The sequence below is a fragment of the Streptomyces griseoruber genome (assembly GCF_001514205.1).
Classification (GTDB): domain Bacteria; phylum Actinomycetota; class Actinomycetes; order Streptomycetales; family Streptomycetaceae; genus Streptomyces; species Streptomyces griseoruber.
The window spans coordinates 111,486-118,907 of the sequence record NZ_KQ948785.1 but is presented as its reverse complement, the minus strand read 5'-3'; the positions used below and the strand labels follow the sequence as shown (position 1 = coordinate 118,907).

At 71.1% G+C, this 7,422-nt stretch carries 8 protein-coding genes and 1 pseudogene; 4 read left to right on the top strand and 5 right to left on the bottom strand.

Features of this window, described 5'->3' with window-relative positions; all coding sequences use genetic code 11:
• Positions 1–114 precede the first annotated feature (114 nt).
• From AQJ64_RS40560 to AQJ64_RS40550, 3 genes are all read right to left on the bottom strand, one after another.
• Positions 115–744, bottom strand: coding sequence for a hypothetical protein (locus tag AQJ64_RS40560; protein ID WP_240512789.1), 630 nt, complete (start codon positions 742–744; stop codon positions 115–117).
• Positions 745–800: 56 nt separating this feature from the next.
• Positions 801–1,172, bottom strand: a complete 372-nt coding sequence (locus tag AQJ64_RS40555; RefSeq protein ID WP_055636381.1) for an STAS domain-containing protein — start codon at positions 1,170–1,172, stop codon at positions 801–803.
• Positions 1,173–1,624: 452 nt separating this feature from the next.
• On the bottom strand, positions 1,625–2,260 hold the full coding sequence (locus tag AQJ64_RS40550) for a DUF5994 family protein (RefSeq protein WP_055636380.1): 636 nt from the start codon (positions 2,258–2,260) through the stop codon (positions 1,625–1,627).
• A gap of 317 nt (positions 2,261–2,577) precedes the next feature.
• Here AQJ64_RS40550 and AQJ64_RS50325 point away from each other — a divergent pair, with 317 nt between their 5' ends.
• From AQJ64_RS50325 to AQJ64_RS49905, 3 genes are all read left to right on the top strand, one after another.
• A complete protein-coding gene (locus AQJ64_RS50325) occupies positions 2,578–2,865 on the top strand; it encodes a hypothetical protein (protein ID WP_063788803.1) in 288 nt (95 codons plus the stop codon).
• 111 nt (positions 2,866–2,976) lie between these two features.
• Complete coding sequence (locus tag AQJ64_RS40540) at positions 2,977–3,333, top strand: PRC-barrel domain-containing protein (protein ID WP_055636384.1); 357 nt, start codon at positions 2,977–2,979, stop codon at positions 3,331–3,333.
• Between the two features lie 32 nt (positions 3,334–3,365).
• Positions 3,366–3,536 (top strand): hypothetical protein, encoded by a 171-nt coding sequence (locus AQJ64_RS49905; protein WP_167738995.1) that lies wholly within the window; start codon positions 3,366–3,368, stop codon positions 3,534–3,536.
• Positions 3,537–3,676: 140 nt separating this feature from the next.
• On the opposite strand, the pseudogene AQJ64_RS51470 reads toward AQJ64_RS49905, so the two are convergent.
• Positions 3,677–3,892, bottom strand: a pseudogene (locus AQJ64_RS51470) (DUF5994 family protein); the annotation flags it as partial.
• A gap of 273 nt (positions 3,893–4,165) precedes the next feature.
• On the opposite strand from AQJ64_RS51470, the gene AQJ64_RS40535 reads away from it, so the two are divergent.
• Positions 4,166–5,434, top strand: a complete 1,269-nt coding sequence (locus AQJ64_RS40535) for an ATP-binding protein (RefSeq protein ID WP_055636383.1) — start codon at positions 4,166–4,168, stop codon at positions 5,432–5,434.
• Positions 5,435–5,515: 81 nt separating this feature from the next.
• Here the strand turns inward: AQJ64_RS40535 and AQJ64_RS40530 are convergent, their stop codons facing one another.
• A complete protein-coding gene (locus AQJ64_RS40530) occupies positions 5,516–7,090 on the bottom strand; it encodes a hypothetical protein (protein ID WP_157881050.1) in 1,575 nt (524 codons plus the stop codon).
• Positions 7,091–7,422 lie beyond the last annotated feature (332 nt).

Here is a 7,422-nt window from a genome sequence, read left to right as displayed (position 1 = left end):
AAGAAAATAATTTGATTGGCTTTCCGGCCATCGTCATGCCCCCGAATGAGCAGAGCCGGCAGCCGGACGACGTGCGGCGGTGGGCCGCTCGAGGGGTCTCGGCTTCGCCGAAGGTCAGTCGGGCCGTTGGGTGCGGTTCTCGTGAGCCAGGCCGTCCGGGTGGGCGGCGGCAGACGGCCCGCGCCCGAGGGGAAGCACCAGGGCCCGGAGCACCAGGGCGACCGGCGGCCGGGGACCGGGATGGTCCGACGGGCGACGGACCGTCCCGATGTCCTGCCAGCCCCAGGACAGGAAGGCGTCGCAGGCCGCCGGGTCGGCCTGATCCACCAACGTCGCCCCGAGTGAGGCGTGGTGGTCGGCGAGCAGGCGTTGCTGGAGGCGGCGGGCGAGTCCCGGGGCGTCCGTGTGAGGGTGCACCAGGGTCTCGGTGATCGCGAAGACGTGTCCGGACGCGGTGAGTTGTTCGACGCCCCGCGGAAGAGGCCCGTCGAACCCCCGCCACCACGTCCCCTCGCGCCGTACCGGGAATCCGTACACACACCCGGCGAAGGCCGTGTTCTCCGCGATCAGCAGAGCGAAGCCGGGCCGCCGGACGGCGTCGGTCAGCCGCCGCAGAAACGCCTCCCGGTCCCGGTACTCCTCGCCGGGCCGTGCCCGGGAGGACTCCACGTACAGATCGGCCAGGTCCTCCTTGAGGGTCTCGGCCTGCCAGCGGTTGAGTCGGCGGAGGCGTAACACCTCCATGGCGGCCGGCGTGCTTCCGTCGCCGTGCGGCGCCTGCTCCCGCCGGGGTGGGACCGTCACGGCGCACCGCCCGAGGCGACGGGAATCCGGCGCGGTCGTGCGCGACCGGTGCGTACCGGGTGAAGCAGGAAGCCGCAGCCGGTGATCTCGATGACGCGGGCCATGGTCGGCGACGGGTGGTGCAGTCGCAGGGTCCGGCCGGCACCGGTGGCGAGCCGGGATGTCATGAGGAAGGCGTTGAGCCCGCTGGCGTCGCAGAAGGTGACCGCCGTGAGGTCCACATCGATGCTGCGGACGCCGTCGCTCAGGCACGCGGCCAGTGCCTCGCTCACCTGCGGTGCCGTGGCCAGGTCTATCTCTCCCGCGAGGGTGATCAGAGCACGGGTGCCACGGTCGTGCCGATAGACATTCAGTTGTGGAAGGGGCATGGCTCCTCTGTTCGGACGCAGGAGGATGTGGGTGTGGATGTGGATGGGGATGTGGGTGTGGGTGTGGGTGTGGATGTGGTGGCGGGCGCGGTGACGGACGGGGTGAATTTCCCTTCCGGGGAACCGAGTTGCGCGCTGTGCGTTCAGCTGGGCCACCGGCCGGGAGCGCCGGCCAGGGCCATCGCGGCGTGAGCGCGCGGAGGAGCCGCCCACGGAGGGATCACCAGGAACAGGAAACGGTCCTGGTGCCCCCGAGTGACGATCATGGTGTCGTCGGCGACGGCCGGTCGAGGCGGACAGGAGGGCCGCCGACGGCCGGATGGCCCGGCCGCCGGAGCGCGGTGCCGGGGAGCATCGGCTCCCCGCCGGTGTCCGCCGGCAGCCTGAGGGGGCTCACGGGGACTCACTCGTCGCCAGGACCACGGCCACGGTCACGAAGGTCTCCATGGTCCTCACCTCTCCATCGGCCGATTCGGGGGCGAGGGGGGTGCGGCGACCGGATCCCCGCCCTCGGCCGTGACGGTCCGGATGCCTGGCCGTACGGACGGATCGCGGGCCTCGTGTCCTCCCTCGGAGTCCCAGACCGCCGCCACGGCCAGGTCGGTCTCCGCAACCGTCCGCAGACCTGCGGCCTCCTCCATCAAGCGGCTCGCGGTCGACGTGCCCCGGGGGTCGCTCGCGGCGGCCATCAGCCAGGCGGCCTGGACGGGACTCGTCTCCGGCGGGACCACGAGCAGGTTCCAGCGGCCCACATGGTAGGAGAGCAGCAGCAGTTCGTGCGGGTCCTGCTCGGGCAGGAACCAGCCGACGTTCACGACGTGCCCGGCGACGGGCACCTTGCGCGGGATGACCGGCCAGTGGGTGGGGTTCACCGTGACCCGGGTGATCCGTCCCCACAGCGGGTCCAACACCGCTGTCAGGATGGGGAGTTCCGCCCCGAGGTCGCGGGAGCGGGGCCACCAGGCGCCGTCCAGGAGCGCCGGCGCGGGGCCGACGGGGGCCAGCGACAGGCGGAGGGGGGAGGAAGTCGGAGGGGACGGCAACAGCCGGTCTTCGAGTGTCGGCGAGCGGGAAATGGTCGCAGTCATGACGCGAACCCTGCCCCGGGCCGGCCGTGGCCGACCCGGCATATTCGATCTCCGAAAACGACACGAGCGTGGAAGCCGGTGCGCGAAATATCCTCGGTGACTTCAGGCTACTCCTCGGGAGTAGTGTGGGGATACCGGGAGTACTTCGCACGCCAGATCCGAACTGGTGCCGTTCTCGGCGAGCAACAGGGCCGGAACGTCGAAGACGAGCCGGGGACAGGTTCGCGTCATGATCGCGACCAGCAGACCTCCAGCAGATGGACAACCCTCACCGAACGCGGTCGGTCCCGTGCGTTCCGCCCGAGGGGGGTGAGGACATGGAAACCGGCATCACCGCGGCCCTGATCATCGCCGTGATCGTTCTCGGGATGGTCCTGATCCATCGGCTCAACGCGCAGCACGACGCGAGGATCGCGGCCTACCGCTACAGCGACGCGCTGCCGGGCGTCGGCCGGCGGCGGGCGAAGAACCGACGACCGGCGAGGCCCTCCGCACCACCCGCTGCCGCGTCACCCGAACCGCCCTGCGCCGACGACGTCGACGTGCGTGTCGTCGGCTCGTCACCCGCGCGAACGCCGGATGCCCGGGGCAGCCGACGGGCATAGCATGAAAACGGGTCGGCCCACTCTCACGTGCGACCGGCCCGGAAGGGCGACCCCGGTGTGTATACGCCGGGGTCGTTGGAGGACGACCGACGCGGCCGCCGGGAGCAGGGCATGATCCATTCCGCCGATGTCCGCGAGTGGCGTGACCACGATGTCGTGGACCCGAAGGGGCGCAGGATCGGCTCACTGGAAGCCATCTACGTGGACACCGTCACCGACCAGCCGGCCATGGCCACCGTCCGCACCGGCCTGCCCACCCGGCACCGCCTGGTCTTCGTCCCCCTCGACGGGGCGATTCTGGGACCGGGCTACGTCAAGGTCGCGCATTCCAAGGGACTGGTGAAGAAGGCCCCGGCCATCGGCACCGACGACATCCTGCCCGCCGAGCGGGAGGAAGCGATCTTCAGGCACTACGACCTGACCTACCGGCCGGGCGCAGGCGGCGAACGCCAGCTCGCGCGCCGCTGACGCCGGAAGCCCCGGCAGAGGAGTGCAGCCGTATGGCGATCTTCCTGTTCCTGCTGCTCGCGGCCATCGTCCTGGGACTCGTCGGCGCAGTGGCGGAGGGTCTGTTCTATCTTCTGATCATCGGAATCGTGATCTTCGTGGCCGACATCGCCTTCTTCGCCGTACGGACCTCCCGCCGCTCGCGTGGCCGCCCTCTCCGATGACGCGCAGGGCGCCACGGCGGCTCCTCGGCCAGGCTTCGCCGTCCGCCGCGGCCGCCATGAGCGGTCTCGCGGCCTGCTCGGTGGTGTCCGGGGGGGATGACCAGCAGGTGCCACCGCCGCTGACCCGGAGCGAGCAGGGCGACGGTGTGCGGCGCCGATGCCGTCACGGTTCTGCGCAGTCGTACCACCTGGTGGCAGACGAGCATCCGGCCGGGCGTCGCGGACCCCGTCGACCCATTGACGGTGACGCCGGCGATGCCGCCCCCGTCGGGCGGCAATCCGCCCAGGAGCAGGGGGAGTTCGGCGAGGAGGCCGTAGGAGCGGGGCCACCGTGCTCCCTCGACGGGCCGGAGCATCGTGCCGTGGGGTGCCAGGCTCAGGCGCAGGAGGGGATGGGAGGCAAGCGGGGGGCTCGATGCGGTGATCATGGCTGTTCAGGACGAGCAGCAGCGTGCCGACGATGAGGCGAAGCAGGCGGTGCGCGAAGAACTCCCGGACTGTCGAGCCTACTCCGACCAGGGCACCCCCTGCGTCTGATGATCCGTCAGGGCGTCCGTTCCGGGCGCCGCCGCGCGCGAACCCGCACGGCGGTCGATGATGGGAGCACGGTCGAACGCGCGGAGCTGATCATGACGGGTTGGCGGGTCAGGGACTACCACCAGGACGACCTGGAGGGAGTGGTCCGGGTCGACATGGAGAGCAGTACGACCGAGGAGCCGGCTCTCTTCCCGCTCGCGGACGCCGTGTCGGCCCTGCAAGACCTTCATCCGGCGGTGGTGGCCACGGCGGACGACGTGGTGGTCGGCGCCGCGGTGAGCAGGGTGGAGGGCGACCGTGCCTGGATCCTGCGCATCTGCATGGCACCGGCCTGGCGGCACCAGGGACTGGGCAGTGCCCTGATCACAGCCCTTGAACAACGTCTCTTCACCGACGGAGTCCGCACCGTGTACGCGGCCCTGCCCGAGGGTGAGACCGGTGCGGCCGCGCTGCGCAACCGCGGCTTCGGCGCCCGCTCGGGCCTGGTCCTCTTCGAGAAACGCAGACCGCTGCCCCCGCAGACGGCCGACATGCTCTCCTCGCTCGGTGCGGAGCTGCCGACCGGGGGACTGTGGCAGGAGGTCGCGGGCATGGAACGGGAGAAACAGCTCATCGAGCGCCGTCTGGTCCTGCCGCTGGCCCATCCCGACCTGGCCGCGGAGCACGGAGTGGAGCTGCCGCGGGCCGTGATGCTGTTCGGTCCGCCCGGAACCGGCAAGAGCACGTTCGCGCACGCGATCGCCGGCCGCCTGGGGTGGCCCTTCCTGGAACTGTTCCCCGCACGTCTGGCCGCCGAGTACGGCCTGGCGACCGGGCTGAACCGACGCTTCGACGAGGTCTCCCGGCTCGACCACGTCCTGGTCTTCATCGACGAGGTCGAGGAGGTCGCCGGTGAGCGGGGCGGCGCGGACGCGACCGCGGTCGGCGTCGTCAACGAGCTGCTCAAGGCGATCGTCCGCTTCCGCAGACAGGATGGACGGCTGCTCGTCTGCGCCACGAACAACGTGACCGCCCTCGACTCCGCGTTCCTGCGGCACGGCCGCTTCGACTACGTGCTGCCGATCGGGCCTCCCGACCACCGCGCCAGGACCGCGCTGTGGGAGAGCTACCTGGCACGGGCCGGCGCCGAGGCCGACAGCGAGGCGCTCGCCTCCGCCAGCGAGGGTTTCACCCCCGCCGACATCGCCCACGCGGCACGGACCGTCTCCCAGGCCGGATTCGAGCGCACATTCGACACTGGGACCCGGGTCCTCCCCGTCACGGACGACTACCTGGACACGATCCGCGGCACCCAGCCCACGGTCAGCGGCGGCATGGCCCAGGAGTTCGCCGAGCAGACGGAGCAGTACGCGCGCCTCTAGGCCCTGGCGCACGCCGGCCAGGGCGGCCGCCCGCGTCGGCGCGCGGCCGCCCGTCCTTCCTCCGTGACGGCGACGACGGCCTCAGCCGATGGCGTACGCCCGGTACACCGTCTCCACCGAGCGGCCCCCGGCGGAGTCCTTCACCTCGGAGCGCAGGGCGACGGCGCCGGAGGCCGGGTTGTGGACGGACGCCTGCCAGGTGGAGCCGGAGTGCTTGACCGTCGCCGCCTTCCAGGTCTTGCCGCCGTCGGCGGAGGACCAGACGCGGACGGACTTGGCGGTCACCTTGGTGAACTTCGTGTCGGGGTTCTGGGCGCCGCGCACGGCACTCACGTCGACCGTCGTGGTGCTGTTCGGTGCGGCCTGGTTGTGGGTGTCCAGCCCGGTGGGCAGGAAGCGGGTCAGGAAGACGGACGCGACCGTCGACTTGGCCGGGTCGGCCTTGAAGCGCCAGTCGAGGGTGATGCGTGACGACAGCATGCCGGCGGGGAAGGTGATGCCCGGACGGTAGCGATGCGCGTCGACGGTCAGGCGGTACCAGCCGGCCGAGTGGATGCGGGCGGAGAAGGTGTCGTCGGAGGAGCCCCAGTTGGTGAGCGTCTTCTTCTTGACGGTGGTGCCCGCCTTGGCAAGGACCACCGTCTCCTTCGTCGGGTCGGCCCCGGTCGTGCCGACGTCGGGGTCGCCGATCAGGGCGTCCGGAACGAAATAGACGGACTTCTGCCAGACCGTCGGCAGATAGTGCAGCGGACTCCACACGGCCCGGCCGAAGGACTGGGTGGCGCTCTGCCCCGCCTTCAGCGTCCTGGCCTTCGGGAAACCGCCGCCGACGTCGTCGCCGTTGCTCGCGAAGATGTCGTCGCGCGGCTGCCAGGTCCCGGGAGTCACATGGACGGTGGCGCTGTACGGTGCGGTGTCGTCGTGGACCTCGCCCATCAGGTCGGTCGTGCAGTCGTCGGTCTTCGGCATCGCCTGGACCGCGATGTCGTGCTGACCGGCCATCTGCGTACCGCTGCGCACCGAGAAGCGCATCGTCGCCATGTTCGACCGCTTGACCGACCCACCGGGCGCGGCCGGGATGCCCGTGGTGTTCTTCACGGCGACGTAGTTGTCGTTGCCGGACCACTGCGCCAGGTACCCGAACTGCAGCAGCTTGGAGGAGTTCGGGATGGCGTAGAGGGCCCCCGCGTCGTTCCAGCCGCCCACGCTGAAGGCGGAGGGCATGGTGCTGACGGTGGCGGCGCACACCTGCGCGCTGATCCGCGCCGGGCCACTCACGTCGGCGGGCGTGTCGAGCGACACCTTCACGGCCTTGCCCTGGCGCGCGTCGAGCGTCACCGACGTGCGCCCCGACACCGTGACGACCTTCGCGCCGAGGGTGTCGGTGCCCGCACCGTCCGTGGCGCTCTCGTAGATGTCGGTCATCGCGATGTAGCGCCCCGACGGCAGGCTGATCCGCTTGCCGGACTTGACGCTGTACGTCTGACCGGACGGCACGGCGACGACGGTGACCGTCGTCGGGACCTTGCCGCCGTGCCGCCCCAGCGTGGTGACGGCCAGTGAGCCCGATGCCGCCTGCGCAGAGGCCGCGGAAACGACCAGCGGTGCCAGCGCGGCCACCCCGACGAAAGCCAGCGATCTCCGTCGTACCCTCATCAATTCCCCCTCCAGCCCCGAAGTCGGCCCATCCTAGCCATGTCACGGACATGGCACGGCGTCCGGCCGCGGGCCGCGGAGGCGGACGTCGATCCGACCATCGGCTACGTCGGCCTGCCCGGCGAGGAGGAGCAGTTCGCGCATCCCGCCGGTGGCCGACGTCCGTACGTCGATCAGCCTCACCCGCGCGCTGTGGGGCGCCCTCGCCGGCGACACCCTCCGGCTCACCGCGTCCACCGTGTACGTCGACGCGCGGCTCGACCTCGCCCACCGGCGCCTGCCGGCCACCACCCGGATCCCGGACGTCGACCATGCCGGCGCCGAGCGGCTGA

Bases quoted from the DNA above. Each gene is read 5' to 3' on its own strand.
- AQJ64_RS40540 (WP_055636384.1), top strand. From the start codon at position 2,977: ATGATCCATTCCGCCGATGTCCGCGAGTGGCGTGACCACGATGTCGTG.
- AQJ64_RS50325 (WP_063788803.1), top strand. From the start codon at position 2,578: ATGGAAACCGGCATCACCGCGGCCCTGATCATCGCCGTGATCGTTCTC.
- AQJ64_RS40560 (WP_240512789.1), bottom strand. From the start codon at position 744: ATGGAGGTGTTACGCCTCCGCCGACTCAACCGCTGGCAGGCCGAGACC.
- AQJ64_RS49905 (WP_167738995.1), top strand. From the start codon at position 3,366: ATGGCGATCTTCCTGTTCCTGCTGCTCGCGGCCATCGTCCTGGGACTC.
- AQJ64_RS40555 (WP_055636381.1), bottom strand. From the start codon at position 1,172: ATGCCCCTTCCACAACTGAATGTCTATCGGCACGACCGTGGCACCCGT.
- AQJ64_RS40550 (WP_055636380.1), bottom strand. From the start codon at position 2,260: ATGACTGCGACCATTTCCCGCTCGCCGACACTCGAAGACCGGCTGTTG.
- AQJ64_RS40535 (WP_055636383.1), top strand. From the start codon at position 4,166: ATGACGGGTTGGCGGGTCAGGGACTACCACCAGGACGACCTGGAGGGA.
- AQJ64_RS40530 (WP_157881050.1), bottom strand. From the start codon at position 7,090: ATGAGGGTACGACGGAGATCGCTGGCTTTCGTCGGGGTGGCCGCGCTG.